The organism is Ruegeria sp. BHSC276 (assembly GCF_059612945.1).
Window position 1 is genome coordinate 79,196 of sequence record NZ_JBXWRP010000010.1, and the last position, 24,291, is coordinate 103,486.

The following is a 24,291-nucleotide window of genomic DNA, read 5'->3' on the forward strand; positions in this document are numbered from 1 at the left end:
TTGGCTTCGCACTGGCCTTTCCTGTGCCGCGCCCGCTCAGAGCTGGTTCAGCAGATCCACCGTTGGCCAAGCATCTGCGGGCAGGCCCAGCCGGGCCTGCTCGGCCTGAACTGCGGCCCGCGTACCGGCGCCAAGAATACCGTCGATCTTGCCCACGTCGTGCCCGCGCGCATGCAGCTTGGCCTGCAGCTGCTTCATCTGGGCGCCGGTCAGGCCCGGATCGGGGTTGCCCGCAGCATAGACTTGTGCGCCCTCGAGACGCGTTCCGAAATAGGCCGCGGTCAGGACATAGACAAAGCTCTGGTTCCACTCGAAATAGACATCGAAATTTGGATAGGCCAGAAAGGCCGGCCCCTTGCGCCCCTGCGGCAGGATCAGCGAGGCCGGCAGGTTGGCCAGCGACCCGCTACGCGCCTGCACACCCATCGCCTGCCAGTCTGACACCGGGCGCGGTTTGCCCGGCCCGCTCAGCGACCAGTCCATCTGTGCGGGCACGGTGACCTCCTGCAGCCAGGGCTGACCCGGCTGCCAACCCAGATGCGACAGCATCTTGCCCCCGGACATCAGCGCGTCGGGGGCCGACGTTTTCAGTTGCACATGCCCGTCGCCATCACCGTCAACGCCGTTTTCCAGAATGTCACGGGGCAGCATCTGCACCATGCCGATCTCGCCCGCCCAGGCGCCGGTGGTGCGGTTCGGGTCGAAATCGCCGTTCCGGAACAGCTCGATCGCGGCGAAGATCTGCGGCCGGAACAGCTCGGGGCGGCGGCAATCATGGGCCAGCGTCACCAAAGCATTGCGGGTGTTGAAATCGCCCTGGAAGGCGCCGTAATCCGTCTCGAACGCCCAGAAGGCCAGCAGGACCCCGCGCGACACACCGTATTCGGCCTCGATCCGGTCGAACACGGCGTCGTATTTCTGCGCCATCGCCTGGCCGCGCCTGATCCGGTCCTGCGAGATCAGGCGGCGCGAGAATTCGATGAACGGTTTCTGGAACACGCCCTGTGCCCGGTCGGCCTTCAGCACCTTGGGGTCCTGTTGCACACCGTTGAAGAACGCATCGACCGTGGCCGTATCGAACCCCTGCTGCACCGCTTCGGCCTTCAGCCCGCGAACGAAGGCGCTGAAGCCGCCGCCGCATTGTGCAAGGGCCGGGGCAGCGAACAGGCAAGCGGCCACAAGGCCCGAGACAATGCGCATGACGAAAACCATCCTCAGAAAACCGTGTTCAGAACAACCCACACCGTCAGCCCCGCCAACGCAAGCCCCCAAACCTGCCAAAGCATTCTGCATGCGCGGAAAACCTCCGTTGCGCCGATCGAGCGCCGGGCTTCGCCGTTGACCCAGGCCAGATCGCGCATCTGCCCGTCATAGCTGCGCGGCCCGGCCAGTGCCACGTCCAGCGCGCGGGCCATTGCGGCCTCTGGCCAGCCGGCATTGGGCGAGATGTGGCGCCGCGCGTCCGCGACGATGGCCCGCCATTGGCGCCACTGCCCTGACAGGGCCACGATCATCAGGCAAGTCAGCCGCGCCGGGATCAGGTTCAGCAGATCGTCCAGCCGGGCGGCGGCCCAGCCGAAGTCTCGGTACGTGTCGTTGCGGTACCCGATCATGCTGTCGGCGGTGTTCACCGCCTTGTAGACCAGCAACCCCGGCAGGCCGCCCAGCAAGAACCAGAAGGCGGGGGCGATCACCCCATCACTCAGGTTCTCGGCGGCGCTTTCGATGGCCGAGCGCGCCACCTGTGCCTCGGTCATCTGCGAGGTGTCGCGCGACACGATCATCGCAACCGTGGCGCGGCCCTCGGGCAGGGACTGCCGCAGTGCGACGCCCACGGCGCGGACATGCGCCACCAGAGAGTTCTGCGCCAACAGGATCGCACAGACTACGACCTCGACCACCCAGCCAAGCCACGCCAGCGCCGCACCGACCACCCAGCCGCTCAAGAGCAGCAGAAGGGCGACGAGCACGCCCTTGGCGCGTCGATGCGTGCCGTGATTCAGGCGGCGGTCCAACCAGCCGATGGCGTTGCCCATCAGCACCGCCGGGTGCCGCAGACGCGACCACAGCCAGTCGGGCTCGCCCAATGCGGCGTCCAGCAGCATCGCCAGGGCCAGCGTCAGCGCGGCGCTCACAGCGCCGCCTCGAGCCGCAACCAGCCATGCTCGGGGGGCAGGCCCAGCCGCAGGAACCGGTCGGAATAGGGGAAGATGCGGCTCCAGATATGGGCCTGTGCCAGCCGGTCCTGCCAGGCGGCGGCATCGTCCACGTCATACAGGCGGAACAGGGTGGTGCCGCCGACCAAATGCGCGCCCTTGCCAGTCATCAGCGTATCTAGCCGATCCGCATCACGGACCAGCCGGGCGCGTGTGGCCTCGGCCCAGGCTGTGTCATTCAAGGCCTGCGCGCCGATGCGCAGGGCCAGGCCGGACACCGCCCAGGGGCCGATCAGATCGTTCAGACGCGCGATCAGGTTGGGGTCCCCGATGGCAAAGCCCAGTCGCAGGCCCGCAAGACCCCAGAACTTGCCAAAGCTTTTCAGAACGATCACGCCGGAGCGTTCCGACAGGCGGATCAGAGATGCCTCGGGCGTCACGTCGCAAAAGCTTTCGTCGATCACGGTCAGTGGCGCGTCGGCATCCTCGGCCTGCCAGATCCGGCCGTCGGGATTGTTGGGATGCACGATCACCCGTGCCGGCGCCGGACCGTCAGGCTGCACCCTCCAGCCCTGCGCGGCAAAGGCGGCAGCATGTTCGTTGTAGGTAGGCGTGGTGATCTGGACCGCACCAACGGGGGCCAGCGCCGGGATCCGCGCGATCAGGGCCGAGGCGCCCGGCGCGGGCAGGATTGCCGCGCTGTTCGGCACACCCCAGAAGCGACGGGCCGCATCGCTGAGCCGGGCAAAGGCCCCGTGATCCGGCAGGGCGGTCCAGTCTTCAGGCATGAGGTCCGCCACAGGATAAGGATGCGGGTTGATCCCGGTCGACAGGTCGATCCAGTCCGCTCGCGCGCCGCCATGGCCGGCGATGGCTTGGTCCAGGCCGCCGCCATGGTCGCGCCGGCTGCGCGGGTTCAAATCCTCGATGCTGTCCGTCATGCGTTTTCTTGCCTGTTCGCGCGATTTACCCAGGTTCAAGCGGATTCACGCCGAATTTACAAGGGAATCCGCCCGTTCTGGAAATGTGGAAGTGACCGTTAACACTTTGTTAACGAAATCGCGGGATCAGGGGCGTAGGGGATGGCACTTCGGACTGTATCAAGTGCCAAGGTTGTTGCAAATGAAAGTTTTGATTGTTGAGAGTAACCCTGACCTCGGTCGGGTGTGGCAGCGGCACCTGGAGCGCCAGGGTGCCGAGGTAACGCTGGTTGACAGCCAGGAGACCGCGATCCTGGCGCTGTATGCGACGCCGTTCGAAGTCATCATTCTGGATTTGGTGCTGGAGTCCGGCAGCGCGCTGGCCGTGGCGGATTTTGCCAACTATCGCCGGCCGGACGCGCGGGTGATCTTTGTCACCAATACCACCTTCTTCTCGGACGGGTCGATCTTTGCGCACAGTTCGAACGCCTGTGCCTATGTCCAGAGCAACACGCCGCCCGAGGATCTGGCGGCCATGGTCGAACACTACGCAGCGGGGCGCTGATTGCGTCCGTGCGGCTGCCAATAGTCCAGAACCGGGTTGATCGGGATGATCCGGTGCGGATTGATGCTGTCGTGGCTGTAGTGATAGTGCCGCACGATGTGATGCAGGTTCACTGTGCCTTCCACCCCCGGCCACTGATACAGCTCGCGCGTGTAGGCCCACAGGTTGGGATAGTCGATCAGCCGCCTTCTGTTGCATTTGAAATGCAGGTGATAGACCGGGTCAAACCGGATCAGGGTCGTGAACAAGCGCCAGTCGGCCTCGGTCAGGCGATCCCCCATCAGATAACGGTTCGTGGACAGCCGGTCCTCCAGCCAGTCCAGCGTGTCGAACAGGGGGTGCACGGCCGTGTCATAGGCCTCTTGCGTGGTTGCAAAGCCCGACTTGTAGACACCGTTGTTCACGTTTGAATAGACCCGCGCGTTGACCTCTTCGATCGCGTCGCGCATTTCGGCGGGCCAGTAGTCGTCGGTGTTGCCGGTGATTTCGTCGAAGGCCGCATTGAACATGCGGATGATCTCGGAGCTTTCGTTCGACACGATGGTCTGTTGCGCCTTGTCCCAAAGGATCGGTACCGTCACCCGGCCCGAATACTGCGGATCGGCGCGGGTGTAGACCTGATAGGCATAGTCCAGGCCATAGAGCGTGTCTCCGGTGGCGCCGTGGTCGTCCGTCTGGAAGGTCCAGCCGTGTTCCAGCATGTCGGGATGAACGACCGATACGGTGATCAGGTCCTGCAGCCCCTTAAGCTGACGAAAGATCAGCGTGCGATGCGCCCAGGGGCAGGCCAGACTGACATAAAGGTGATACCGGTCGGCTTCGGCCTTGAACCCGCCCTTGCCCGACGGGCCGGGGCGGCCGTCGGCTGTGATCCAGTTGCGAAACTGGGCGGCCGAGCGTTTGAAGGCCCCACCGGTGGATTTTGTGTCATACCATTTGTCGTGCCACACGCCGTCGATCAAAAGGCCCATCCCGGCTCCTCCACTTTGCGTCTGGCCACAATGATAAGACGCATAGTCCTTCGTTCCTATGAGGTTCAGCGCGCAAGGTCCCTGCGCGGATGCACAACGCCGCCCGCGCTCATGCGACCAAGTTCACTGGATTTTTACGAAAATGAGGTCAGAATGGAATCGGCAACCGGGGGAGTTTTTCATGAGTACCTATGTTTCCAAGGAAATCAGCGCGGAATTGGACGCCGCCCGAATCGCCGCCCTGAAGAAGGCCAGCCGTTTGCGGGTGGAAGTGGGCGACAAAACCTACAGAGTCCTCAGATTGTGGAAGGACGGGTTCACGGTCGAATCTGATACCACGCCGCGCCTGCGCGGGCTGGTCGACATCTATGACGGAGCGCGGCATCTGTATCAGTGCCTGATCATTGCGGCAGATACTGAAGGCCCGGAAATGCGGTATGAGTTCAAACGCAGCACGGCCCATGTCGACACTGCGCCACTGGACTATGCGCGTGACCCCGACGCCCCGATTGCCCTGCTCGGGCCGGCGGAGTAGGCCTGCCAAGTCTACTGCAAATCGCTGAAGGCCGCCTTCAACCGCGTGCAGGCCTCTTCGACCCGCGTGCGTTGGGTGGCCAGGTTGAAGCGTTCGAACGTCTCGCCCCCAGTGCCAAAACCTGGCCCGGGTGAGGTGGCGATCCGTGCGTCCTGCCGCAGACGCCGCACGAATTCGGCATGGTTCATTCCGGTGCCCGAGAAATCGACCCAGGCCAAGTAGGTCGCCTGCAGGGGCATCGACCACAGGCCGGGGATCTCGGAAATCGTCTCATCGAACAGCGCACGGTTGCCGTTCAGATGGTCGATCTGGGCATCCACCCATTCGGCGCCTTGCGGCGTGTAGGCCGCGGTGATCATGGCCACGCCAAGTGCGCTGGGGTCATAGTCCAAAGTGTTCAGCCGGTGGCGCATCTGCGCCCTCAGCGTGTCGTCTGGAATGATCATGTTGCCGGTGCGCTGGCCTGCGATGTTGAAGGTCTTGGACGCCGCTGTCAGCGTCACCGTCCAGGGCCGCGCATCCGGCGCGGCCACGTCCATCGGCACGAATTTGTGGCCCGGATAGACCAGATCGTGATGGATCTCGTCCGAGATCAGGATCAGCCCGTTGCGTTCGGCAAAGGCCGCCACCGCACGCAGCTCGTCCACTGTCCAAACCCGCCCGGACGGGTTCTGCGGCGAACACCAGATCAACATCCGTTCGGACCCGTCCAGCCGCGACTGTGCGTCGTCCAGGTCGATCTCATAGGTATCGCCGGCCCGCACCAGCGGGCATTCCACCACCCGGCGGCCGGTCTTGTTCACCTTGTGCGCAAACTCGTGGTAGACCGGCGTGAAGATCACCACTCCGTCCCCCGGTTCGCTCCACACATCGAGGCTCAGCGCGATGGCGTTGCCCAGACCCTGTGTTGTCAGAACCCAATCGGTCTCGATCGCCCAGTCGTGGCGGTTCTGCATCCACCACTGCACCGCCTGCAGATAGGCCGGGTGCTGCCAGGAATAGCCGAACACCCCGTGATCGGCCGCGCGGCGCACCGCGTCGATCACGCAGGGCGCGGTGGCATAGTCGGAATCGGCGGTCCACATGGCCAGCCCGTCCTCGGGCGAGACGCCGAACAGCTGCTCCATCTTGTCCCATTTCGAGCTGAAGGTGCCCCGGCGGTCGATCAGGTCGTTGAAAGTCATGTCTGCTCCATTTGTTGGCTTGAAAGCTATCGGGAAATTCGCCCGGTGCAAGGGGGGCGTTGCGGCCGCGCCCGCGATGACCTAAATCAGCCCCATGAAACGCAACATCCTGATCCATCCCGATCCCCGCCTGAAAAAGGTCTGTGCGCCCGTGGACGACCTGTCGGACGAGCTGCGCGCGCTGGCCGACGACATGCTGGAAACCATGTATGACGCGCCGGGCATTGGGCTGGCCGCGCCCCAGATCGGCGTGCTGGAACGGTTGATCGTGCTGGATTGCGTCAAGGAGGAAGGCGCCACCCCCCGCCCGCTGGTGATGTTCAACCCCGAGATCATCTCGGCCTCGGATGAGACCAGTGTCTACGAGGAAGGCTGCCTGTCGATCCCCGATCAGTTCGCCGAGGTCACCCGCCCCGCCGAGGTCGAGGTTGCCTGGATGGACAAGAACGGCAAGGCGCAGCGCGAAACCTTCGACGGGCTCTGGGCCACCTGCGTGCAGCACGAGATCGACCACCTGAACGGCAAGCTGTTCATCGACTATCTCAAGCCGCTGAAACGGCAGATGATCACGCGCAAGATGGTCAAGCTCAAGCGTGAGCTGGCCCGCGCATGACCGTCCGTCCCTGCCTGCTGTGGCCCGACAAGCGCCTGCGCGCCAAGGCCGAGCCGGTAACCGAGATCACCGATGAGATCCGCGCCATCTGGGATGACATGATCGACACGATGGAGGCAATGCCCGGCGTCGGCCTGGCGGCGCCCCAGATCGGCGTGATGCTGCGGCTGGCGGTCGTGGATGGCTCGACCGAGCGTGGCCGCGCGGTGCGCCTGGCCAACCCCGAAATTCTGCACAGCTCGATCGAGCTGCGCGAGCATGACGAGGCCAGCCCGAACTTGCCGGGCGTGTCGGCCAAGATCAAACGTCCGCGTGCGGTGACGGTCCGATTCCTCAATGAAAAAGGCGAGATCGACCAGCGCGATTTCGTCGGCATCGAAGCCACCAGCGTGCAGCACCAGATCGACCATCTGAACGGTCGGATGTATTTCGACCGTCTCAGCAAGGTCAAACGCGACATGCTGCTGCGCAAGGCGAAAAAAGCGGGGTAGGGCGGCATGCGCGTCATCTTCATGGGAACGCCCGAGTTTTCGGTGCCGGTGCTGGATGCGCTGGTGCAGGCCGGGCATGAGATCGCCGCCGTCTATTGCCAGCCCCCGCGCCCGGCCGGTCGCGGCAAGAAGGACCGGCCCACACCGGTGCATGCCCGCGCCGAGGCGCTAGGCCTGCCGGTGCGCCATCCCACCTCGCTGAAATCGCCCGAGGAACAGGCAGCCTTTGCCACGCTGAAGGCCGATGTGGCGGTGGTCGTGGCCTATGGGCTGATCCTGCCGCAGCCGATTCTGGACGCGCCCCGGCATGGCTGCCTGAACATCCACGCCAGCCTGCTGCCGCGCTGGCGCGGGGCCGCGCCGATCCACCGTGCGATCATGGCGGGCGATGCCGAGACCGGCATCTGCATCATGCAGATGGAGGCCGGTCTGGACACCGGCCCCGTTCTGCTGCGTCAGGCCACCCCGATCGGAGCCGAGGAAACCACCGCCCAGCTGCATGACCGCCTGTCGGCGATGGGCGCCGATCTGATCGTGCAGGCACTGGACCGCCTGCCCGAGCTAACCCCCGAACCGCAGCCCGAGGTCGGCGTGACCTATGCCGCAAAAATCGACAAGGCCGAGGCCCGCGTGGACTGGTCGCGCCCCGCTGTCGAGGTCGATCGCCAGATCCGTGGCCTGTCGCCCTTTCCCGGCGCCTGGACCGAGATCGAGGGCGAGCGCGTCAAGCTGCTCGCCTCGCGCCTGTCGGATGGGCAGGGCGTGCCGGGCGAGGTACTGGACGACGCGCTGCGCGTGGCCTGCGGCACCGACGCGGTCGAACTGCTGCGCTTGCAACGGGCGGGCAGGGCGGCGCAGGATACGGAAACCTTCCTGCGGGGCTGGTCGATCCCGGCCGGAACCCGCCTCAGCTCGGAGACGTCCTGATGTTCATGGTGATGATGGGCACCGTCGTGATTGCCGGCATCGTCGGCTATCTGTCCGAGGTGACGGGCTTTACCCACAACGGTTATCTGCAATCCATCATCATCTGCGTGGGCGGGGCGTTCCTGTTCTACTTTATCCGCATCATGTTCGGCATCAGCTTTGGGCCGCCGGGGCTGGATGCGGTGATCTCGTCGGTGGGGGCCTTGATCATCGTGCCCACGCATTGGAGGAAATGAGATGCCCGTCCTTGCCCTGATCGTCATCGGAGCCGCAGCCGGATTTCTGGCCACCCGCCTGATGCGGATCGAGGCGGACATCCCCACCACCCTGCTGATCGGTATCGCCGGGGCCGTGGTGGGCGGGCTGATCATGCGTGCCTTGCTGACGGTCATGGGTTGGATGCCCGGATTCGTCGGCGCGGTGCTGGGCGCGCTGCTGCTGATCTGGATCTGGAAGACCTATTTCCGGCGCTGACCCGAGGCCCTAGCGCGCGTCATAGATGTCCGCGGATCCAAGGCGCTGAACGGGCTGGGTTGTCATGTCGAACCGGTTCGCTTCGCCCGCAGTCATCCAGTGCATGTCCTCGGCCGAAGCCGCATCCAGAGTGAACCAGTAGAAATCCTCGTCCACGTCGATATCGCGGAAATAGTCCAGATACCTGTCATGCTCGGGGTGATCTTCCGGCAGCTCTGCGGCTATGAACCCACCGCCCGCCCAGCTATGGACCCCGACACAGGCGCCCGGTTGCAGGGTCCGTCGATTGCCCGCCAGAAACAGATCGGTTCCGCCCGATGCCACCAGACCGTTTGACGGAACGACGGTATCGAACCCTTCGGCCCGTACGACGCGGCCGAAGATCACGTTGGCGTCGTCATCCACCGACCCTTCGATGTTCTGCAACACCAGCGTCCTGCAACCCCGGATTATGGGCGATGACCTCCTCGAAGGCGCTGAGCGAGGTGTGGTCGATCGTTCCCGTCACAATGATCTTGTCCCCGCGCTCAACGAAACTCAGCGGCGTGTAGTCCTCGGCGCATCCAGCCAGCAGGGGCAGGCAGATCAGCAACCGTGTCATCGGATGAATCCTTGCGCCTTTTGCCCTTGTCCGGCGGGCGGTCATTGCCGCGGCGGGCGTGCCTTGTAGACCGGCAACTGCCAGCCGAACAGCAGCGATCCGGCCCGCAGCGCCCAACAGGACAGCGCGCAAAGGCCCAGCGCCAGCAGCGTCTCCAGCCCCAGACGGGTGGCCATCACCGCCACCAGCGCCCCCGTGAAGGCGCAGGAGACATAGAGTTCGCCCTGTTTGAGCACCAGCGGCACCTCGTTGCAGACCACGTCGCGCATCAGCCCGCCCAGGCAGCCGGTGGTCACACCCATCAACACCACGATCACGCCCGACTGGCCAAGCGCCAGCGCCGCGCCGGTTCCCGCGGCCACGGCGATCGACAGCGCGAAACTGTCCAGCCAGACCAACCAGTTGTAGCGGCTTTCGACCAGATGCGCGGTGAAGAACACGACCACCGCCGCCGCCACCGCGATCAGGATATAGTCTGGCTGGCCCACCCAGAAGACCGGGTGCCGATCCAGCAGCAGATCACGCACCGTGCCACCGCCCACCGCCGTCAGACAGGCGATGAAGGCAAACCCCACAAGGTCCAGCTGCGCCCGGCTGGCCACCAGCGCCCCGGTCAGCGCAAAGACCAAAACCGAGGTATAGTCCAGCAGGGCCAGACCGCTCATGTGCGGGCCTTTTTCGGCTTGAACGGGGACATGCCCGCGCGTGCCAGTTCGTCGGCGCGTTCGTTTTCGGGGTGGCCGGCATGGCCCTTGACCCATTCCCAGGTCACGTCATGGCGCTGTTGCGCTTCGTCCAGCCGCTGCCACAGGTCCACGTTCTTGACGGGCTTCTTGTTTGCGGTCTTCCAGCCGTTGCGCTTCCACCCGTGGATCCAGCCCGTCACCCCGTTTTTCACATAGGCGCTGTCGGTCACGATGGTGATTTTCGAGGGCCGCTCCAATGTCTCGAGCGCGCTGATCGCAGCCAGCAGCTCCATCCGGTTGTTGGTCGTCTCGGCCTCGCCGCCGCTCAACTCGCGCTCTTTCAGGACGATTTCGCCATTCATGGCCCGCAGCAGCACGCCCCAGCCTCCGGGGCCGGGATTGCCGGAACAGGCACCATCGGTATAGGCAAATAGATCAGGCATGGGCCAGCACCAGAATGAAACCGTCATACGATCCGACCAGCCCCTTTCCCATACCGGTGGTGACACGGTCAATGACGAACCCGGCCTCGACCAACGCGGTCTCGATCTCGGGGCGCGTGAAATAGGTGTAGTAGCGGTCAAGTTCGTCGCGATGCTCTCCGGTGCCCAGTTTCAGGCCCAGAAAGAACACACCGCCCGGCTTCAGGGCCTGGTGGATGGCGGTGAGGTGTCGCGGGAAATCGGCGCGCGGGGCGTGCAGCAGGGAAAAGCTGGCATAGACCCCATCGTATTCGGCTGTTTCAGTCACGTCGTCGAACGTGCCCAGATACGCCTCCACGCCATTTGCGCGGGCGTGTTCGACAAAGGCAGGTGTGGCGTCCAGCGCCCGAACCCGAAGCCCCTGGCACAGAAAGAATCCGCTGTCCAAACCCGGACCCGACCCCAGATCCAGCACCAGCCCGTCGCCGACCGCCTGCGCGAATGCTGCGCGCGATTCGATCTGTTCGGGCGGCAGCGGCACTTTCAGATAATCGTCCACACGGGTTGTGTAGGCGTCGATGGTTCGTTTGTCGCTCACAGGAATACTCCAACGGCCAGGCAGGCCAGAACGACGGCGCTCAGCAGTAGCCGCAGTTTCATCCACCAGCGCGGGGTCAGGCCCCACGACCAGAACAGCGCGTCCAGCACCAGCAGACCGGCAAAGCCGATCATCAGGTTGGTACCCGCGTCGACCGGCCCGCCGCCGGTGGTGAAAAACGCCCACAGCGCCGGCAGGACCGACAGCCCATAACACAGCGCCGCCCGGTTGCCCGAGGTCTTGGTGGCAAAACCCCACAGAACGCCGGACATGAAGCTGAGGATCACAGCGCCATAGAACAGCTGCACATAGGGCCCCACGAACCGGGGGCCCAGCGCGCGGCTGCCCCAATCATTCAGGTCTCCGCTCAGGTAGGTCAGCGCGCCCCATACAAAGGGGATCAGACCGGCCAGGCCCAGAACTAACGGTGCGCGGGGGATGCCGCTCATGCGGGCACGCGCAGAATGCGAGGCACCTTGAACTCGACATTCTCGGTGGCGGTTTCGACGGTTTCGACGGTCACGTCATAGCGGTCGCGGAAGGCGTCGATCACCTCGTTCACAAGGACTTCGGGCGCAGAGGCGCCGGCGGTGATGGCGATGCTGGAAATCCCTTCCAGCGCGCGCCAGTCGATGTCGGTGGCCCGCTGCACCAGCTGGGCATAGGTGCAGCCCGCTTTGGACGCCACTTCGACCAGACGGCGCGAGTTTGAGGAGTTGGGCGCACCCACCACCAGCAGCGCATCCGACTTGGGTGCGACGGTCTTCACCGCCTCCTGACGGTTGGTGGTGGCATAGCAGATGTCTTCCTTGTGCGGGCCGACGATGGCCGGGAAGCGGTCCTGCAGCGCGGCCACGATGTCGCGCGTGTCGTCCACTGAGAGGGTAGTCTGGGTGACAAAGGCCAGTTTTTCGGGGTCGCGGACCTGCACCTCGGCCACATCGTGAACCGTTTCCACCAGCAGAACCTCGCCCTCGGGCAGCTGGCCCATGGTGCCGACGGTTTCGGGGTGGCCCTTGTGCCCGATCATGATCATCTGTAACCCGGCCTCGGCGTGGCGCTGGGCCTCGATATGGACCTTGGATACCAGCGGGCAGGTGGCGTCGACAAAGAGCATCTCGCGCGCGGCTGCGGCGGCGGGCACTGACTTGGGCACGCCATGGGCGGAAAAGATCACCGGCCGGTCATCGGGGCATTCGTCCAGCTCTTCGACAAAGACGGCACCCTTGGCGCGCAAGCCGTCCACGACGAACTTGTTGTGCACGATCTCGTGCCGGACATAGACCGGGGCGCCCCATTTCTGCAGGGCCATTTCCACGATCTTGATCGCGCGGTCCACACCAGCGCAGAACCCGCGCGGGGCGGCCAGATACAGGGTCAGGGGGGGCTTGGTCATGCGTCTGTCTCCTTGACAGGGACAGGTAAGGCTTTTCCGCCCTCGGGTCCAGACGGGACGGGTGTCATTTCGCTGACACAAACACATGCCAAGGTGCCGGTGTTTGAGCACAGGTTCTTTTTTGAAGACGCGCGGCTGGGGCTTTCCGTCCCGGCCGCGCCATTGATCCGCAGGTGTGGGCCGTGAGAGACGTTACTTCCCGGCCACCGCCACATTGCGCGGCTCGTCCGACGCCTCGCGCGGCGGGCGCCCGATCACGTCGCGCAGATCGTCCAGTTCGATGAAGTTGTCGGCCTGGCGCCGCAGTTCGTCCGAGATCATCGGCGGCTGGCTGCGGATGGTCGAAACCACCGACACGCGCACGCCCTGACGTTGCAGGCTGGCAATCAGCGGGCGGAAATCCCCATCGCCCGAGAACAGCACGATATGATCCACCCGTGGCGCCAGTTCCATGGCATCGACTGTCAGTTCGATATCCATGTTCCCCTTGACCTTACGGCGCCCCATGCTGTCGGTGTATTCCTTGGCCGGTTTGGTCACCATGGTGAAACCGTTGTAGTTCAGCCAGTCGACCAAGGGGCGGATCGGCGAATATTCGTCGTTTTCCAGCAGCGCTGTGTAGTAAAAGGCCCTCAGAAGCTTGCCGCGACGCATGAATTCCTGACGCAGCAACTTGTAATCAATATCAAATCCCAGGGCTTTCGCGGCGGCGTACAGATTCGAGCCGTCGATGAACAGCGCCAGCCGTTCGTCCTTGTAAAACATAAAATCGTCCTTCCGGTATTGACCAGCGCGCGGTGGTGTAAGTGAGTGAGTGATGAGAAATCACGCGCCGGCCGCTTTAAAATAAGAGATTCCGCATGTATCGCAAGTGCGCTCAGGTCTGAACATAGGGTTATTTATGGTCAACTCCACGTCAAAAGCGGTCATCGCGCTGGGGGCAAATCTCAAACTGAGATCATATGAACCCAAGGTGACACTTCGCAGGGCTGTCGACGCGTTGGCCGGTGAGGGCTTGGTGATTCGCGCTGTCAGCCGGTTCTTTTCGACCCCGTGTTTTCCGGCGGGCGCCGGACCAGATTATGTCAATGCCGCCGCGCTGGTCGAGACCGAGGCGGCCCCGCAGGAGGTTCTGACCCTTCTGCACAGGGTCGAGGCCGATTTCGGCCGTGCCCGCCAGCAGCGCTGGGGGATGCGCACACTTGACCTGGACCTCGTCTGCTGGGGCGATCGCGTTCTGCCCGATGCTGCCGCGTTCGACCATTGGCTGAACCTGCCGCCCGACCGGCAGCGAGAGGCGGCTCCCGAGCAGTTGATCCTACCGCATCCGCGCCTGCAGGACCGCGCCTTCGTTCTGGTTCCGATGGCGGAGGTGGCGCCGGGCTGGCGGCACCCGGTGCTGGGCCTGACGGTTAATGAAATGATCGAACGCCTGCCGCCGGACGATGTCGCCGCGGTCACGCCGCTGGATGCCGCGTGAAAAAGGGCATTTCCCGCTTGTCATGGCGGGGATTCGCGCTTAGATAAGCGTCTTCCTGACATGGATTCATTAGTGGAGAGCGCCTCATGGCCCGCGTGACGGTCGAAGATTGCGTAGACAAGGTTCCGAACCGGTTCGAACTGGTGATGCTCGCTGCCCACCGCGCGCGCGAAATTTCCGCCGGCGCGCCGATCACGATCGACCGCGACAACGACAAAAACCCGGTCGTAGCCCTGCGCGAGATTGCCGAAGAAACCCAGACCTCGGACGAACTGCGCGAGCGTCTGATAGAGGCCAACCAGACCCAGATCGAGGTCGACGAGCCTGAAGAGGATCAGATGGCGTTGCTGATGGGGGCCGAATCGGACAAGCCCGCAGATGACGACATGTCGGAAGAAAAACTCCTGCGCGCCCTGATGGAGGCTCAGGGCCAGGGGTAAGCCCTGAACACGAAGGTGCGGACCGGATGATTTCAGCTGAAGACCTGGTTGCGCTGGTCCGCAACTACAACCCCAAGACAAATGCCGATCGCATCATCCGGGCCTACGAGTTTGGCAAGAAGATGCACGAAGGCCAGTTCCGGCACTCGGGCGAGCCCTATTTCTCGCACCCAGTCGCGGTGGCGGCCATTCTGACCGAACAGCGTCTGGACGATGCGACCATCATCACGGCGCTGCTGCACGACACGATCGAGGACACCAAGGCGAGCTACTCCAAGATCGCCGAGTTGTTCGGTGACGAGGTGGCGATGCTGGTCGACGGTGTCACCAAGCTGACCAATCTCCAGCTTTCCAGCCGCGAAACCAAGCAGGCCGAGAATTTTCGCAAGCTGTTCATGGCCATGTCCAAGGACCTGCGGGTCATTCTGGTCAAGCTGGCCGACCGTCTGCACAATATGCGCACGATCAAGGCGATGCGCCCTGAAAAGCAGGTGCAGAAAGCGCGCGAGACGATGGACATCTTCGCGCCTCTGGCCGGCCGGATGGGCATGCAGTGGATGCGTGAAGAGCTTGAGGATCTGGCCTTCCGTGTCCTCAACCCCGAAGGTCGCCAGTCGATCATCCGTCGTTTCATCACGCTGCAGCGCGAAACCGGTGACGTGATCCACCGCATCACAGGGGACATGCGGCACGAGTTGGAGAAAGCGGGGATCGAGGCCGAGGTGTTCGGCCGCGCCAAGAAACCCTATTCGATCTGGCGCAAGATGCAGGAAAAGGATCAGGGCTTCTCGCGCCTGTCCGACATCTATGGCTTCCGCATCATCACGCAGACCGAGGAAGACTGCTATCGCGCGCTGGGCGCGATCCATCAACGCTGGCGCGCGGTGCCGGGGCGGTTCAAGGATTACATCAGTCAGCCCAAATCGAACGGCTATCGCTCGATCCACACGACCGTTTCCGGGCGTGACGGCAAGCGGGTCGAGGTGCAGATCCGAACCCGGCAGATGCACGATGTTGCCGAGTCCGGTGTGGCGGCGCATTGGTCCTACCGGGACGGGGTGCGGACCGAGAACCCCTTTGCGGTGGACCCTGCCAAGTGGATCGCGAGCCTGACCGAACAGTTCAACGCCGAGGAAGACCACGAGGATTTTCTCGAAGCGGTCAAGCTCGAGATGTATTCCGACCAGGTGTTCTGCTTCACGCCCAAGGGCGATGTGGTCAAGTTGCCGCGTGGGGCAACGCCGATCGATTTCGCCTATGCGATCCACACCCGCATCGGCCATGCCTGCGTGGGGGCCAAGGTCGACGGCATCCGGGTGCCGCTGTGGACCCGGCTCAAGAACGGCCAATCGGTCGACATCATCACCGCAGACGGCCAGACGCCGCAGGTGACATGGCTTGAGATTGCCGTGACCGGCAAGGCCCGCACCGCCATCCGCCGCGCCCTGCGCGAGGTCGACCGCGAAAGATTCATCAAGCTGGGCCGCGAATTGGTGCGCGCGGGGTTCGAGCACGTGGGCCGCAAGGCGACCGACAAGGCGCTGGAGACCGCTGCCAAGCAACTGCGGATCAAGGACAGCGACGAGTTGCTGGCCCGGGTCGGCAGTGCCGAACTGACAGCCCATGACGTGGTCGCCGTGGTCTATCCCGAGCTGACCAAGGATGAGGGCGAGGCGATCCCGCTGCGCCGCGCGGTGATTGGCCTGGAACCGGGCCAGAAATTCGAGCGTGCGCCCTGTTGTCAGCCGCTTCCGGGGGAAAGGATCGTGGGCATCACTTCGCGCGGGAAAGGTGTAGTGGTGCATGCCATCGACTGCGGTCGCCTGACCGAATTCGAAGACCAGCCGCAGCGCTGGGTTGATCTGCACTGGCATTCGGGTACGCACCCGGCGGCGTACGGCGCCACGCTGGATCTGACCATCGGCAACGATGCCGGGGTGCTGGGGCGTATTTGCACATTGATCGGCGAGAAAAAGGCCAATATCTCGAACTTGGAATTCGTGGACCGCAAACCGGATTTTTACCGCCTTTTACTCAGTGTCGAGGTGCGCGACCTGCAACAGCTGCATTCGCTGATGCTGATGCTCGAGGCCGAAAGCGATGTCGCGGCGGTCGAACGGTATCGAAACACGCGGGACGCTGCGGTCGCAGCAAGCTGAGAGGGGACACGCAGGAGTGGTATTCAAGCGCCGTGATCGCCGCTCTGCTCTTCAGGCCGCCTCGGAGTTCGTTTATCCGCGCGGCGGTTGGACCCGGGCCTTTCACTATGTCAAACACCGCGTCCGGCGTCTGCCCGATACGCCCGAGCGTATCGCGCGCGGCATTGGCGCCGGAGTGTTCGCCTCGTTCACGCCGTTCTACGGGTTGCATTTCGTGGTGGCTGCGGTGCTGGCCCGGCTGATCAACGGCAACATTCTGGCCGCGCTCAGCGGCACGTTTTTCGGCAACCCGCTGACCTATGTGCCGATCGGGGTGATCTGCCTGCAGACCGGGCATTTCCTGCTGGGCACAAAATATGATGAGGGCGACACCCAGGGGCTGATGCGCAAATTCGCCGATGCGCTTGGGGATCTGAAGAACAATTTCGTGGCTCTGTTCACCGACCGCGTCGCCGACTGGCATGGCTGGGCGCAGTTCTATGACGGCGTATTCTACCCTTACATGATCGGCGGTATCATCCCGGGTATCGTGGCCGGAGTGATCTGCGGCTATATCAGCCTGCCGCTGATCCGCACCTATCAACAGCGCCGCCGGGCCAAGATCAAAGCCAAGTTCGAGGAAATCAAACGCCGCGCCGAAGCAGCCCCTGCCGTTTCGCAAACAAACCCTCTAGGTTCGGCGCGGGCGACCAGAAAGGAATCGAAAGATGTCTGACACTCACCTGCGTCTGGGCGTGAACATCGACCACGTGGCCACCGTGCGCAACGCGCGCGGCGGGGCATATCCCGACCCGCTGCGCGCGGCCAAACTGGCCGAAGAGGCCGGTGCCGATGGCATCACCGCGCATCTGCGCGAAGACCGCCGCCACATTTCCGACGCCGACATCGAAGGCTTGATGCAGGTGCTGTCTGTGCCGCTGAACTTTGAAATGGCTGCCACCCCCGAGATGCAGGCGATTGCCCTGCGCCACAAGCCGCACGCGGTCTGCATCGTCCCCGAAAAGCGCGAGGAACGCACCACAGAGGGCGGGTTGGAAGTCGCGCGCGAGGAAAATCGTCTTGCCCACTTCATCGCGCCGCTGCGTGACGCGGGCTGCCGCGTATCTATCTTCATCGCCGCCGACCGCAAGCAGATCGAGGCCGCCCACCGCATCGGCGCGCAGGTGATCGAGCTGCACACTGGCGCCTATTGCGACGCCCATGCCGAAGGCCGGATGGATGACGCGCGACGAGAACTGGACGCGTTGCGTGAGATGTCCGCCTTTGCTCATGCGCTGGGGCTCGAAGTACACGCCGGCCACGGTCTGACCTATGACACGGTGCAGCCCGTGGCAGCCTTCCCCGAACTGCGCGAACTCAACATCGGCCATTTCCTGATCGGTGAGGCCATCTTCCGCGGTCTGGGTCCGGCCATCCATGAAATGCGCCGCCTGATGGACGAGGCGCGAGCGCCGTCGCATTCAGGAAAGGTCGACGCCTGACATGATCCTCGGCATCGGCACCGATCTGGCGAATATCGACCGTATCCAGGGCACGCTTGACCGGTTCGGCGACCGGTTCCGCAACCGTGTCTTCACCGAGACCGAGCAGCGCAAGGCCGAGCGGCGCGCCGACGCCGCCGGCACCTATGCCAAGCGCTGGGCCGCGAAAGAGGCCTGCTCCAAGGCGCTGGGCACCGGCTTGCGCATGGGCATCGCCTGGAAGGACATGGCCGTGACCAACCTGCACACCGGGCAACCCGTGATGCACGTCACCGGCTGGGCGGCTGAGCGGCTGCGCGAGATGACGCCCGATGGGCACGAGGCCATCATCCACGTCACCCTGACTGATGACCACCCCTGGGCCCAGGCTTTCGTTGTGATCGAGGCCCGCCCCGTGGCCGATTCGGACGCGGCCTTGACTTGGCCTCGATCGCCCCGCATGTAGCCCCAACGACGCAAGGACTGGAGAGCAGTATGGCCGAGCAAGCCAAATCCGGAAACGCCATCTGGGAGACGATCAAGACCATCGTCTATGCCCTGCTGATCGCGGGCGTTTTCCGCACTCTGTTCTTTCAGCCTTTCTGGATTCCGTCGGGATCGATGAAACCCACGCTGCTGATCGGCGACTTCCTGTTCGTCAACAAGATGGCCTATGGCTACTCCTACGCCTCGTGCCCCAGCCTGATCATCCCCAGTGTCGGACTCAACATCGATGCCGAAGACATCTGCGGCTGGATGGGTGGAGACAACACCCGTCTGCTGGGCGGAGAGCCGGAACGCGGCGATGTGATCGTGTTCCGCCACCCGGTCACCGGCCGCGACTACATCAAACGGCTGATCGGCCTGCCGGGCGACCGCATCCAGGTGCGCGGTGGGGTGGTCTACATCAATGGGGTCGAGGTCAAGCAGACCCCCGACGGCACCTTCACCGAGATCGCCGAGCCGCAAGGCCCGCAGCGCCTGCGCCCGCGCTGCGAAAACGGCCCGGTCGGTGTCGGCGGCACCTGCGAGAAGTCACGCTTCATCGAAACCCTGCCCAACGGCGTTCAGCACGAAATCCTGAACATCGGCAACCAGGGATCGGACAACACCGGTATCTACCTCGTACCCGAGGGCCACTATTTCTTCATGGGTGACAACCGCGACAACTCGGCCGACTCGCGCCTGCCGCAATCGGCTGGCGGGGTCGGTTACGTGCCTTATGAAAACCTGATCGGTCGCGCCGATCGCATCATGTTCTCGTCTGCGGGCCGGTCGATGCTGTTCTTCTGGACCTGGCGGGGCGACAGGTTCTTCAAGGCAATCCATTGAAGCTGTCGGCTGACATGAAGGCGTTCCAGAAACGCCTCGGGCACCAGTTCGCCAATCCCGAACTGCTGGTGCGGGCGCTGACGCACGGGTCGGTCTCTTCGGCCACACGGCCTGACAACCAGCGGCTCGAATTCCTCGGTGACCGGGTGTTAGGCCTGGTGATGGCCAGCGCACTGCTCGAGGCCGACAAGACCGCCACCGAAGGCCAGTTGGCGCCGCGGTTCAACGCGCTTGTGCGCAAGGAGACCTGTGCCGAGGTCGCCCGTCAGATCGACCTGGGCGCAGTGCTGAAGCTGGGGCGGTCCGAGATGATGTCGGGCGGCCGCCGCAAACAGGCGTTGCTGGGCGACGCGATGGAGGCGGTGATTGCCGCCGTCTATCGCGATGCCGGGTTCGAGGCTGCACGTGACGTGATCCTCAAGCTCTGGGGAGATCGGATCCATACGGTTAAGGCTGATGCCCGCGACGCCAAGACCGCGCTTCAGGAATGGGCCCAGGCCCGCGGTCAGAAACCGCCCAGCTATGTCGAGCTGTCGCGCACAGGGCCTGATCACGCTCCGGTCTTCACCATCGCCGCCCGGCTGGAATCCGGCCCCGAGGCTCAGGCCACTGCGCCCTCCAAGCGTCAGGCCGAACAGGCCGCCGCACGTGCCTTGCTGGACAGTCTGCCCAAGTAATCGGCCCGCCTTCATCTGGCTGAAAATATCCCGGGGGGCCCGGGGGCTGGCCCCCCCGGCTCACGACGCAGTCCAGGGCTGGCCCCCGACGCCGTTCTGCGCTAGGGAAACAGACTTGCAACCAGGACCAACGACACCATGACGACACGCGCCGGATTCATCGCCCTGATCGGAGAGCCCAACGCAGGCAAATCCACCCTTCTGAACCGCATGGTCGGGGCCAAGGTCTCTATCGTGACGCACAAGGTGCAGACCACGCGTGCCCGAATCCGTGGCGTCGCCATGGAGGGTGATGCGCAACTGGTCTTCGTCGACACGCCGGGTCTGTTCAAACCCCGCCGCCGACTTGACCGCGCGATGGTCGCGGCGGCCTGGGGCGGGGCGGCCGATGCTGACATCATCGTTCTGATGGTCGAGGCGCATCGCGGTATCACCGAAGGCGTTGAGCGTATCCTGGATGGCCTGTCCGAGATCGCGCAAGGCCGCAAGGTGGCGCTGGCGATCAACAAGATCGACCGGGTCGAGGCCCCCGCGCTGCTGTCACTGACCCGCGAACTGAATGACCGCTTCCCCTTTGCCGAAACCTTCATGATTTCGGCTGAAAAAGGCCACGGCGTCGATGACCTGCGCAAATGGCTGGCGCAGCAATTGCCCGAAGGCCCCTGGCTCTACCCCGAAGACCAGATCGCCGATCTGCCGCTGCGCATGATCGCGGCCGAAATTACGCGCGAAAAGCTGACCCTGCGGCTGCATCAGGAATTGCCCTATCAGCTGACCGTCGAGACCGAGAACTGGGAAGAACGCAAGGATGGTTCGGCCAGGATCGACCAAGTGATCTATGTTATGCGCGACGGCCACAAGGGCATCGTGCTGGGCAAGCGCGGCGAGACGATCAAAGCCATCAGCCAGGCCGCGCGGGCCGAGTTGGAGGATTTCCTTGATCGCAAAGTCCACCTGTTCCTGCAGGTGAAGGTCCGGCCCAACTGGCTGGAAGAGGCCGAGCGCTACTCGGAGATGGGTCTGGATTTCAAAGACGGCAACGAATGACCCGCCTGACGGCCGAGTTCTGGGTCCACGCCTACCTGGCCCGGCTGCGCCTGCACGAGATCCCCGCCTTTGTCGTAGCCCATGGCGACGACACTGCCGGCGCGGTTCTGGTCAAGCTCAACACGCTCGACGGCAATGCCACCGCCTTTCAGCGCAGCTTCGACCTGCTCAGCGGCGCACGCAAATGGATCGAGCTGGCCAAAGGTCCCGAGGCTGAGGTGGACGAGGCGATCGCCCGCCAGCGCAGCTTTGACCCCGACCTCTGGGTAATCGAGGTCGAAGACCGGCAAAGCCGGCATCTTTTGAACGAGGAAGGGCTGGACTGAGACCTGGACCTTTCAGGTCAGCCGATACAGCGCGTTGCGCCCGAATTTACCGCGTAATTCATATCCGTTTTGCTCCAAAAGACCCGCAATATCGACCGACCAGAAGCGTTCGTGCTGGAGTTCGAAGAAGATCGATTTGGGTTTCTGGGTGGCCGAAGCTTCGGTGATCAGCGGGGCAAGCACCCGGTCTTCCTGGCCCTCGACATCCACCTTGACCAGGTCGATCGGCGTATCCGGGTCGGATGGCAGAAACTCGGTCAGCGTCCGCACCTGAACCGATATGCCGTTGGCGCCGCGCATCGGTTCGCCCAGTCTGGCCAGCCCCAGGTTTCCCTGCGCTGGCACAAACAGCTCCATCTCGCCGCTATTGTCCGAAATCGCGCAATCATGGACCCGGATGCAGTCAAATGCGTTCAGGTGGATGTTTTCTTCCAGCCGCGCCCGCATGACAGGGTTGGGTTCGAATGCATGGATCACTGATCCGGGTGCCGCGACCGCTGCCAGGCGCAGGGTGTGAGCCCCGGCATTGGCGCCAACGTCATAGGCCACGATCGGGCGGTCTTTGGGCAGGTCTTTCAGAATATGCCGCAAAGCACGTTCTTCCTGGGTGCGCCCCATGCGCCAGATCTGAAATTCCGTGTTGTTGTCGGCGGGATGAATGCGCATCCGGCACCCGCGATAGTCGACCTCGGTGGGTTTCAATTCGCGGCGGATGCGTTTTCTGATCTTGTTGGGGGTGTCCGGGTCATTGAAGATGTCGCGTAGAAGGTCATTCGGCCAGTCCATGGCGGTAGATCCCGTTTTAGTTCCCCGTTCCGAGTGCTTTCTATCAGTGGGATCTGCGCTGAAAAACACTTATTCCTGATCGGGCCTTTCCGCGCCCGTCAGGATGCTCAAGGCACCCACAGAGGCGACAGTGCCAGCCAGACGCCCGCGAACATGGCGACCCCGCCCAGGTTCACCCAGACGTGCCAGATCGCATAGCGGTAGGGCAACGTCTTGCGGGCATAGAACGCGGTTCCGACTACATAGCAGCCCGATCCGGCCAGAATGCACCAAAGTGTCGCTACGGGTACGCTCCGCAGGTCGGGCAGGGCCAGCAGCCCCAGCGCTCCCAGTCCTAGGTAGGACGCGGTCGACCAGCGCGATTTCACGGTTTCATTGGTTGTCTTGTTCCAGACCGCCACCGCCGTCAGAGCCCAGCACACCACCAGCAGACCCATTGTCCAGGGCGTGCCAGCCAGAACGAAGAACGGCGTGAAGGTGCCGGCGATGCTGGGATAGATCGCCGCGTGGTCGATGCGCCGCAGCAGCGTCCGCCGCTCGTGCAGCGGCAGAAAGTGATAGGCCCAGGACGCCAGGTTCGACGCCAGCGCGCAAGCCACATAGACCAAGACCGCAGCCACCAGCGCACCTTGCAGATGGGCCATCGCTTTTGACAGCAGCGTGCCGCCCGCGCCCAAGATCAACGCCAGCCCCAGCGCATGCACCGCCATGTCCGCGCGGCGGAAGGCGGCGGAAATGCTGGGAAAGGTTGCGTCGGTCATGTCTGGCCTCGTGGCTGCCCGTTCCGGGTAATGCCGCTGCGAATTCAAGTCCACAATTCCGGCGCGTCAGTTGGAGTTCTTCGATTGAATTTGCTTCTTTTTGCGCCGCGCCGTACCGTCACGGTTCGACGCGACCTCAAGGCAAACCAAAGGCCCCGCATGGACTGGCGCGACCATGGCATTCTTCTGACCACCCGCCGCCACGGCGAAACTGCGGCCATCATCGAGGTGTTCACCGAAACCCATGGCCGCCATGCGGGCGTGGTGCGCGGGGGTGCCAGCCGCAAGATTGCGCCCATCCTGCAACCCGGCGCGCAGTTGGACGTGCTATGGCGGGCGCGATTGCAGGAACATATCGGCACCTTCCAGGTCGAGCCGCTGCGCTCGCGCGCGGCGGCGGCGTTTTCGGGGCGGTTGGCGTTGTCAGGGCTGAACGCGGTCGTGGCGCTGCTGTCTTTTTGTCTACCTGAACGAGAACCGCACCCCGGCCTCTTCCGGCAGACGGAACAGCTGATGGATCTACTGGGCCAGGACGAGATTTGGCCGCTGGCCTATCTGCGCTGGGAACTGGCCCTGCTTGAAGAGTTGGGCTTTGGGCTGGACCTGACCCGCTGCGCCGTGACCGGCACGACCGAGGGGCTGGCCTATGTCTCGCCCAAGACAGGTCGGGCGGTCAGTGCCGAAGGCGCCGGGGATTGGGCCGACCGGCTGTTGCCTCTGCCGCCCGTGTTGCGCGGGCAGGGGGCCGCCCCGGATGACGAGGTCGCCGCCGGGCTGCGCACAACCGGCTATTTCCTGGCGCATCGCGTGGCGCCATCGCTGGGTCACACGCCGCTGCCCGAAGCCCGCGCCCGCTTTGTCGATCAGTTCACTCGGCGGCTTTGAACACCATCTCGTGCCCGTCCTCGTTGCGCAGGATCAGCACGTCGCCCGACACCTCGGACTGCGTCATCGCCAGCAGCGCGGCGAAATAGAACCCTTCGGCCTCAAGCCCGGCGCAAGCGGCGCGGGTGGCGGTCAGGTCGGCGATTTCGAACCACGGATAGGGCGCGCTCAATGTGCCCGAGTAGCTGTTGCAGGGCGCGTTGCCGGCAATCTTGCCTTCTTCGGGAAAGCGCAGCAAGGCGCTCGCGTCATAGGACTGGCCGTTCACTTCCTGCAGCACCCAGGTGCGGTCGGCCGCGCCATAGGCGGCGACGCTTTCGTCGCGATCACATTGCAACAGGGCAAGGGCGGGCAGGATCAGGCTCAGGCGCAGCATGAGGGCTTTCTATCCCGACTTGG

At 63.8% G+C, this 24,291-nt stretch carries 34 protein-coding genes; 18 read left to right on the forward strand and 16 right to left on the reverse strand.

Annotated features, from left to right (window positions below; translation table 11 throughout):
* Window positions 1-36: 36 nt before the first annotated feature.
* From AC2FMD_RS16115 to AC2FMD_RS16125, 3 genes are read right to left on the reverse strand one after another with little or no spacing between them, the layout of a single operon-like run.
* A complete protein-coding gene (locus AC2FMD_RS16115; protein WP_496741979.1) occupies window positions 37-1,200 on the reverse strand; it encodes a lytic murein transglycosylase in 1,164 nt (387 codons plus the stop codon).
* A gap of 14 nt (window positions 1,201-1,214) precedes the next feature.
* Complete coding sequence (cbiB, locus tag AC2FMD_RS16120; RefSeq protein ID WP_496741977.1) at window positions 1,215-2,135, reverse strand: adenosylcobinamide-phosphate synthase CbiB; 921 nt, start codon at window positions 2,133-2,135, stop codon at window positions 1,215-1,217.
* Complete coding sequence (locus tag AC2FMD_RS16125) at window positions 2,132-3,097, reverse strand: threonine-phosphate decarboxylase (protein ID WP_496795243.1); 966 nt, start codon at window positions 3,095-3,097, stop codon at window positions 2,132-2,134. The genes cbiB and AC2FMD_RS16125 overlap by 4 nt, the downstream gene beginning before the upstream one ends.
* Before the next feature lie 181 nt (window positions 3,098-3,278).
* Here AC2FMD_RS16125 and AC2FMD_RS16130 point away from each other — a divergent pair, with 181 nt between their 5' ends.
* Window positions 3,279-3,641, forward strand: coding sequence for a response regulator (locus tag AC2FMD_RS16130; protein ID WP_490359939.1), 363 nt, complete (start codon window positions 3,279-3,281; stop codon window positions 3,639-3,641).
* Here the strand turns inward: AC2FMD_RS16130 and AC2FMD_RS16135 are convergent.
* Complete coding sequence (locus tag AC2FMD_RS16135; protein WP_496741973.1) at window positions 3,623-4,612, reverse strand: glutathione S-transferase family protein; 990 nt, start codon at window positions 4,610-4,612, stop codon at window positions 3,623-3,625. The two genes, AC2FMD_RS16130 and AC2FMD_RS16135, sit on opposite strands and share 19 nt — an antisense overlap.
* Window positions 4,613-4,793: 181 nt before the next feature.
* Here AC2FMD_RS16135 and AC2FMD_RS16140 point away from each other — a divergent pair, with 181 nt between their 5' ends.
* A complete protein-coding gene (locus tag AC2FMD_RS16140; RefSeq protein WP_496679319.1) occupies window positions 4,794-5,147 on the forward strand; it encodes a hypothetical protein in 354 nt (117 codons plus the stop codon).
* A gap of 11 nt (window positions 5,148-5,158) precedes the next feature.
* Here the strand turns inward: AC2FMD_RS16140 and AC2FMD_RS16145 are convergent, their stop codons facing one another.
* Window positions 5,159-6,331 carry a MalY/PatB family protein gene (locus AC2FMD_RS16145; RefSeq protein WP_496741971.1) on the reverse strand — a complete coding sequence of 391 codons (1,173 nt, stop codon included), beginning with the start codon at window positions 6,329-6,331 and terminating at the stop codon, window positions 5,159-5,161.
* A 94-nt stretch (window positions 6,332-6,425) separates the two neighbouring features.
* Between AC2FMD_RS16145 and def (AC2FMD_RS16150) the strand changes: the two genes are divergently transcribed.
* Genes def (AC2FMD_RS16150) through AC2FMD_RS16170 form a run of 5 tightly spaced genes read left to right on the forward strand, consistent with a single transcriptional unit; the run spans window position 6,426 to window position 8,836 of the window.
* Complete coding sequence (gene def / locus AC2FMD_RS16150; protein WP_170361514.1) at window positions 6,426-6,944, forward strand: peptide deformylase; 519 nt, start codon at window positions 6,426-6,428, stop codon at window positions 6,942-6,944.
* Window positions 6,941-7,435 carry a peptide deformylase gene (gene def / locus AC2FMD_RS16155; RefSeq protein ID WP_496795244.1) on the forward strand — a complete coding sequence of 165 codons (495 nt, stop codon included), beginning with the start codon at window positions 6,941-6,943 and terminating at the stop codon, window positions 7,433-7,435. Before def (AC2FMD_RS16150) ends, def (AC2FMD_RS16155) begins: the two co-directional genes overlap by 4 nt.
* 6 nt (window positions 7,436-7,441) lie before the next feature.
* Window positions 7,442-8,362, forward strand: coding sequence for a methionyl-tRNA formyltransferase (fmt, locus tag AC2FMD_RS16160; protein WP_496795245.1), 921 nt, complete (start codon window positions 7,442-7,444; stop codon window positions 8,360-8,362).
* Window positions 8,362-8,598, forward strand: coding sequence for a hypothetical protein (locus AC2FMD_RS16165; protein ID WP_005981317.1), 237 nt, complete (start codon window positions 8,362-8,364; stop codon window positions 8,596-8,598). Before fmt ends, AC2FMD_RS16165 begins: the two co-directional genes overlap by 1 nt.
* 1 nt (window position 8,599) lies before the next feature.
* A complete protein-coding gene (locus AC2FMD_RS16170) occupies window positions 8,600-8,836 on the forward strand; it encodes a GlsB/YeaQ/YmgE family stress response membrane protein (protein ID WP_149776373.1) in 237 nt (78 codons plus the stop codon).
* Window positions 8,837-8,845: 9 nt separating this feature from the next.
* Here the strand turns inward: AC2FMD_RS16170 and AC2FMD_RS16175 are convergent, their stop codons facing one another.
* The 8 genes from AC2FMD_RS16175 to AC2FMD_RS16210 all read right to left on the reverse strand — a co-directional run bounded on the left by AC2FMD_RS16175 (window position 8,846) and on the right by AC2FMD_RS16210 (window position 13,304).
* Window positions 8,846-9,262: a hypothetical protein gene (locus AC2FMD_RS16175; RefSeq protein ID WP_496741965.1), complete on the reverse strand. Its 417-nt coding sequence runs from the start codon at window positions 9,260-9,262 to the stop codon at window positions 8,846-8,848.
* On the reverse strand, window positions 9,234-9,437 hold the full coding sequence (locus AC2FMD_RS16180) for a hypothetical protein (RefSeq protein WP_496741963.1): 204 nt from the start codon (window positions 9,435-9,437) through the stop codon (window positions 9,234-9,236). Before AC2FMD_RS16180 ends, AC2FMD_RS16175 begins: the two co-directional genes overlap by 29 nt.
* Window positions 9,438-9,478: 41 nt before the next feature.
* On the reverse strand, window positions 9,479-10,102 hold the full coding sequence (locus AC2FMD_RS16185) for a trimeric intracellular cation channel family protein (RefSeq protein ID WP_496679303.1): 624 nt from the start codon (window positions 10,100-10,102) through the stop codon (window positions 9,479-9,481).
* On the reverse strand, window positions 10,099-10,566 hold the full coding sequence (gene rnhA / locus AC2FMD_RS16190; RefSeq protein ID WP_496741961.1) for a ribonuclease HI: 468 nt from the start codon (window positions 10,564-10,566) through the stop codon (window positions 10,099-10,101). Before rnhA ends, AC2FMD_RS16185 begins: the two co-directional genes overlap by 4 nt.
* On the reverse strand, window positions 10,559-11,143 hold the full coding sequence (locus AC2FMD_RS16195) for a class I SAM-dependent DNA methyltransferase (protein WP_496741959.1): 585 nt from the start codon (window positions 11,141-11,143) through the stop codon (window positions 10,559-10,561). Before AC2FMD_RS16195 ends, rnhA begins: the two co-directional genes overlap by 8 nt.
* Window positions 11,140-11,592, reverse strand: coding sequence for a DUF3429 domain-containing protein (locus AC2FMD_RS16200; protein ID WP_496679296.1), 453 nt, complete (start codon window positions 11,590-11,592; stop codon window positions 11,140-11,142). Before AC2FMD_RS16200 ends, AC2FMD_RS16195 begins: the two co-directional genes overlap by 4 nt.
* Window positions 11,589-12,539 carry a 4-hydroxy-3-methylbut-2-enyl diphosphate reductase gene (gene ispH, locus AC2FMD_RS16205; RefSeq protein WP_496741957.1) on the reverse strand — a complete coding sequence of 317 codons (951 nt, stop codon included), beginning with the start codon at window positions 12,537-12,539 and terminating at the stop codon, window positions 11,589-11,591. Before ispH ends, AC2FMD_RS16200 begins: the two co-directional genes overlap by 4 nt.
* 192 nt (window positions 12,540-12,731) lie before the next feature.
* Window positions 12,732-13,304 carry a LabA-like NYN domain-containing protein gene (locus tag AC2FMD_RS16210; RefSeq protein ID WP_496679293.1) on the reverse strand — a complete coding sequence of 191 codons (573 nt, stop codon included), beginning with the start codon at window positions 13,302-13,304 and terminating at the stop codon, window positions 12,732-12,734.
* A gap of 136 nt (window positions 13,305-13,440) precedes the next feature.
* On the opposite strand from AC2FMD_RS16210, the gene folK reads away from it, so the two are divergent.
* The 10 genes from folK to AC2FMD_RS16260 all read left to right on the forward strand — a co-directional run bounded on the left by folK (window position 13,441) and on the right by AC2FMD_RS16260 (window position 21,460).
* Window positions 13,441-14,019 carry a 2-amino-4-hydroxy-6-hydroxymethyldihydropteridine diphosphokinase gene (gene folK, locus AC2FMD_RS16215; protein ID WP_496679292.1) on the forward strand — a complete coding sequence of 193 codons (579 nt, stop codon included), beginning with the start codon at window positions 13,441-13,443 and terminating at the stop codon, window positions 14,017-14,019.
* Window positions 14,020-14,105: 86 nt separating this feature from the next.
* On the forward strand, window positions 14,106-14,459 hold the full coding sequence (gene rpoZ, locus AC2FMD_RS16220) for a DNA-directed RNA polymerase subunit omega (protein WP_496679290.1): 354 nt from the start codon (window positions 14,106-14,108) through the stop codon (window positions 14,457-14,459).
* 26 nt (window positions 14,460-14,485) lie between these two features.
* Entirely contained in the window at window positions 14,486-16,618 is a 2,133-nt protein-coding gene (locus AC2FMD_RS16225) for a RelA/SpoT family protein (protein ID WP_496688800.1), read from the forward strand.
* A 16-nt stretch (window positions 16,619-16,634) separates the two neighbouring features.
* Complete coding sequence (locus tag AC2FMD_RS16230; RefSeq protein ID WP_496688802.1) at window positions 16,635-17,333, forward strand: DUF2062 domain-containing protein; 699 nt, start codon at window positions 16,635-16,637, stop codon at window positions 17,331-17,333.
* Window positions 17,326-18,099, forward strand: coding sequence for a pyridoxine 5'-phosphate synthase (locus tag AC2FMD_RS16235; protein ID WP_496679286.1), 774 nt, complete (start codon window positions 17,326-17,328; stop codon window positions 18,097-18,099). The genes AC2FMD_RS16230 and AC2FMD_RS16235 overlap by 8 nt, the downstream gene beginning before the upstream one ends.
* Before the next feature lies 1 nt (window position 18,100).
* Window positions 18,101-18,544 carry a holo-ACP synthase gene (gene acpS, locus AC2FMD_RS16240; RefSeq protein WP_496741955.1) on the forward strand — a complete coding sequence of 148 codons (444 nt, stop codon included), beginning with the start codon at window positions 18,101-18,103 and terminating at the stop codon, window positions 18,542-18,544.
* 29 nt (window positions 18,545-18,573) lie between these two features.
* On the forward strand, window positions 18,574-19,410 hold the full coding sequence (lepB, locus tag AC2FMD_RS16245) for a signal peptidase I (RefSeq protein ID WP_496679280.1): 837 nt from the start codon (window positions 18,574-18,576) through the stop codon (window positions 19,408-19,410).
* Window positions 19,407-20,087, forward strand: a complete 681-nt coding sequence (gene rnc, locus AC2FMD_RS16250) for a ribonuclease III (RefSeq protein WP_496679279.1) — start codon at window positions 19,407-19,409, stop codon at window positions 20,085-20,087. Before lepB ends, rnc begins: the two co-directional genes overlap by 4 nt.
* Window positions 20,088-20,225: 138 nt before the next feature.
* Window positions 20,226-21,134 (forward strand): GTPase Era, encoded by a 909-nt coding sequence (era, locus tag AC2FMD_RS16255; RefSeq protein ID WP_496741951.1) that lies wholly within the window; start codon window positions 20,226-20,228, stop codon window positions 21,132-21,134.
* The gene (locus AC2FMD_RS16260) at window positions 21,131-21,460 is read left to right on the forward strand and encodes a DUF1491 family protein (protein WP_496711224.1); all 330 of its coding nucleotides are present in this window, start codon (window positions 21,131-21,133) and stop codon (window positions 21,458-21,460) included. Before era ends, AC2FMD_RS16260 begins: the two co-directional genes overlap by 4 nt.
* Window positions 21,461-21,472: 12 nt before the next feature.
* Here the strand turns inward: AC2FMD_RS16260 and AC2FMD_RS16265 are convergent, their stop codons facing one another.
* Window positions 21,473-22,246: an FkbM family methyltransferase gene (locus AC2FMD_RS16265; protein WP_496688809.1), complete on the reverse strand. Its 774-nt coding sequence runs from the start codon at window positions 22,244-22,246 to the stop codon at window positions 21,473-21,475.
* 107 nt (window positions 22,247-22,353) lie between these two features.
* Window positions 22,354-23,007 (reverse strand): PAQR family membrane homeostasis protein TrhA, encoded by a 654-nt coding sequence (gene trhA / locus AC2FMD_RS16270; protein ID WP_496795246.1) that lies wholly within the window; start codon window positions 23,005-23,007, stop codon window positions 22,354-22,356.
* A 159-nt stretch (window positions 23,008-23,166) separates the two neighbouring features.
* Between trhA and recO the strand changes: the two genes are divergently transcribed.
* A complete protein-coding gene (gene recO, locus AC2FMD_RS16275; RefSeq protein ID WP_496711227.1) occupies window positions 23,167-23,892 on the forward strand; it encodes a DNA repair protein RecO in 726 nt (241 codons plus the stop codon).
* On the opposite strand, the gene AC2FMD_RS16280 is transcribed toward recO, so the two are convergent.
* Window positions 23,876-24,268, reverse strand: a complete 393-nt coding sequence (locus tag AC2FMD_RS16280) for an META domain-containing protein (protein WP_496679269.1) — start codon at window positions 24,266-24,268, stop codon at window positions 23,876-23,878. The genes recO and AC2FMD_RS16280 overlap by 17 nt on opposite strands.
* Window positions 24,269-24,291: the final 23 nt, after the last annotated feature.

Excerpts from the sequence above, each read along its gene's own strand:
- AC2FMD_RS16115 (WP_496741979.1), bottom strand. The coding sequence starts at position 1,200 with ATGCGCATTGTCTCGGGCCTTGTGGCCGCTTGCCTGTTCGCTGCCCCG.
- AC2FMD_RS16125 (WP_496795243.1), bottom strand. The coding sequence starts at position 3,097 with ATGACGGACAGCATCGAGGATTTGAACCCGCGCAGCCGGCGCGACCAT.
- AC2FMD_RS16130 (WP_490359939.1), top strand. The coding sequence starts at position 3,279 with ATGAAAGTTTTGATTGTTGAGAGTAACCCTGACCTCGGTCGGGTGTGG.
- AC2FMD_RS16135 (WP_496741973.1), bottom strand. The coding sequence starts at position 4,612 with ATGGGCCTTTTGATCGACGGCGTGTGGCACGACAAATGGTATGACACA.
- AC2FMD_RS16140 (WP_496679319.1), top strand. The coding sequence starts at position 4,794 with ATGAGTACCTATGTTTCCAAGGAAATCAGCGCGGAATTGGACGCCGCC.
- AC2FMD_RS16145 (WP_496741971.1), bottom strand. The coding sequence starts at position 6,331 with ATGACTTTCAACGACCTGATCGACCGCCGGGGCACCTTCAGCTCGAAA.
- def (WP_170361514.1), top strand. The coding sequence starts at position 6,426 with ATGAAACGCAACATCCTGATCCATCCCGATCCCCGCCTGAAAAAGGTC.
- def (WP_496795244.1), top strand. The coding sequence starts at position 6,941 with ATGACCGTCCGTCCCTGCCTGCTGTGGCCCGACAAGCGCCTGCGCGCC.
- fmt (WP_496795245.1), top strand. The coding sequence starts at position 7,442 with ATGCGCGTCATCTTCATGGGAACGCCCGAGTTTTCGGTGCCGGTGCTG.
- AC2FMD_RS16165 (WP_005981317.1), top strand. The coding sequence starts at position 8,362 with ATGTTCATGGTGATGATGGGCACCGTCGTGATTGCCGGCATCGTCGGC.
- AC2FMD_RS16170 (WP_149776373.1), top strand. The coding sequence starts at position 8,600 with ATGCCCGTCCTTGCCCTGATCGTCATCGGAGCCGCAGCCGGATTTCTG.
- AC2FMD_RS16180 (WP_496741963.1), bottom strand. The coding sequence starts at position 9,437 with ATGACACGGTTGCTGATCTGCCTGCCCCTGCTGGCTGGATGCGCCGAG.
- AC2FMD_RS16185 (WP_496679303.1), bottom strand. The coding sequence starts at position 10,102 with ATGAGCGGTCTGGCCCTGCTGGACTATACCTCGGTTTTGGTCTTTGCG.
- rnhA (WP_496741961.1), bottom strand. The coding sequence starts at position 10,566 with ATGCCTGATCTATTTGCCTATACCGATGGTGCCTGTTCCGGCAATCCC.
- AC2FMD_RS16200 (WP_496679296.1), bottom strand. The coding sequence starts at position 11,592 with ATGAGCGGCATCCCCCGCGCACCGTTAGTTCTGGGCCTGGCCGGTCTG.
- ispH (WP_496741957.1), bottom strand. The coding sequence starts at position 12,539 with ATGACCAAGCCCCCCCTGACCCTGTATCTGGCCGCCCCGCGCGGGTTC.
- AC2FMD_RS16210 (WP_496679293.1), bottom strand. The coding sequence starts at position 13,304 with ATGTTTTACAAGGACGAACGGCTGGCGCTGTTCATCGACGGCTCGAAT.
- folK (WP_496679292.1), top strand. The coding sequence starts at position 13,441 with ATGGTCAACTCCACGTCAAAAGCGGTCATCGCGCTGGGGGCAAATCTC.
- rpoZ (WP_496679290.1), top strand. The coding sequence starts at position 14,106 with ATGGCCCGCGTGACGGTCGAAGATTGCGTAGACAAGGTTCCGAACCGG.
- AC2FMD_RS16225 (WP_496688800.1), top strand. The coding sequence starts at position 14,486 with ATGATTTCAGCTGAAGACCTGGTTGCGCTGGTCCGCAACTACAACCCC.
- AC2FMD_RS16235 (WP_496679286.1), top strand. The coding sequence starts at position 17,326 with ATGTCTGACACTCACCTGCGTCTGGGCGTGAACATCGACCACGTGGCC.
- acpS (WP_496741955.1), top strand. The coding sequence starts at position 18,101 with ATGATCCTCGGCATCGGCACCGATCTGGCGAATATCGACCGTATCCAG.
- lepB (WP_496679280.1), top strand. The coding sequence starts at position 18,574 with ATGGCCGAGCAAGCCAAATCCGGAAACGCCATCTGGGAGACGATCAAG.
- era (WP_496741951.1), top strand. The coding sequence starts at position 20,226 with ATGACGACACGCGCCGGATTCATCGCCCTGATCGGAGAGCCCAACGCA.
- AC2FMD_RS16260 (WP_496711224.1), top strand. The coding sequence starts at position 21,131 with ATGACCCGCCTGACGGCCGAGTTCTGGGTCCACGCCTACCTGGCCCGG.
- AC2FMD_RS16265 (WP_496688809.1), bottom strand. The coding sequence starts at position 22,246 with ATGGACTGGCCGAATGACCTTCTACGCGACATCTTCAATGACCCGGAC.
- trhA (WP_496795246.1), bottom strand. The coding sequence starts at position 23,007 with ATGACCGACGCAACCTTTCCCAGCATTTCCGCCGCCTTCCGCCGCGCG.
- recO (WP_496711227.1), top strand. The coding sequence starts at position 23,167 with ATGGACTGGCGCGACCATGGCATTCTTCTGACCACCCGCCGCCACGGC.
- AC2FMD_RS16280 (WP_496679269.1), bottom strand. The coding sequence starts at position 24,268 with ATGCTGCGCCTGAGCCTGATCCTGCCCGCCCTTGCCCTGTTGCAATGT.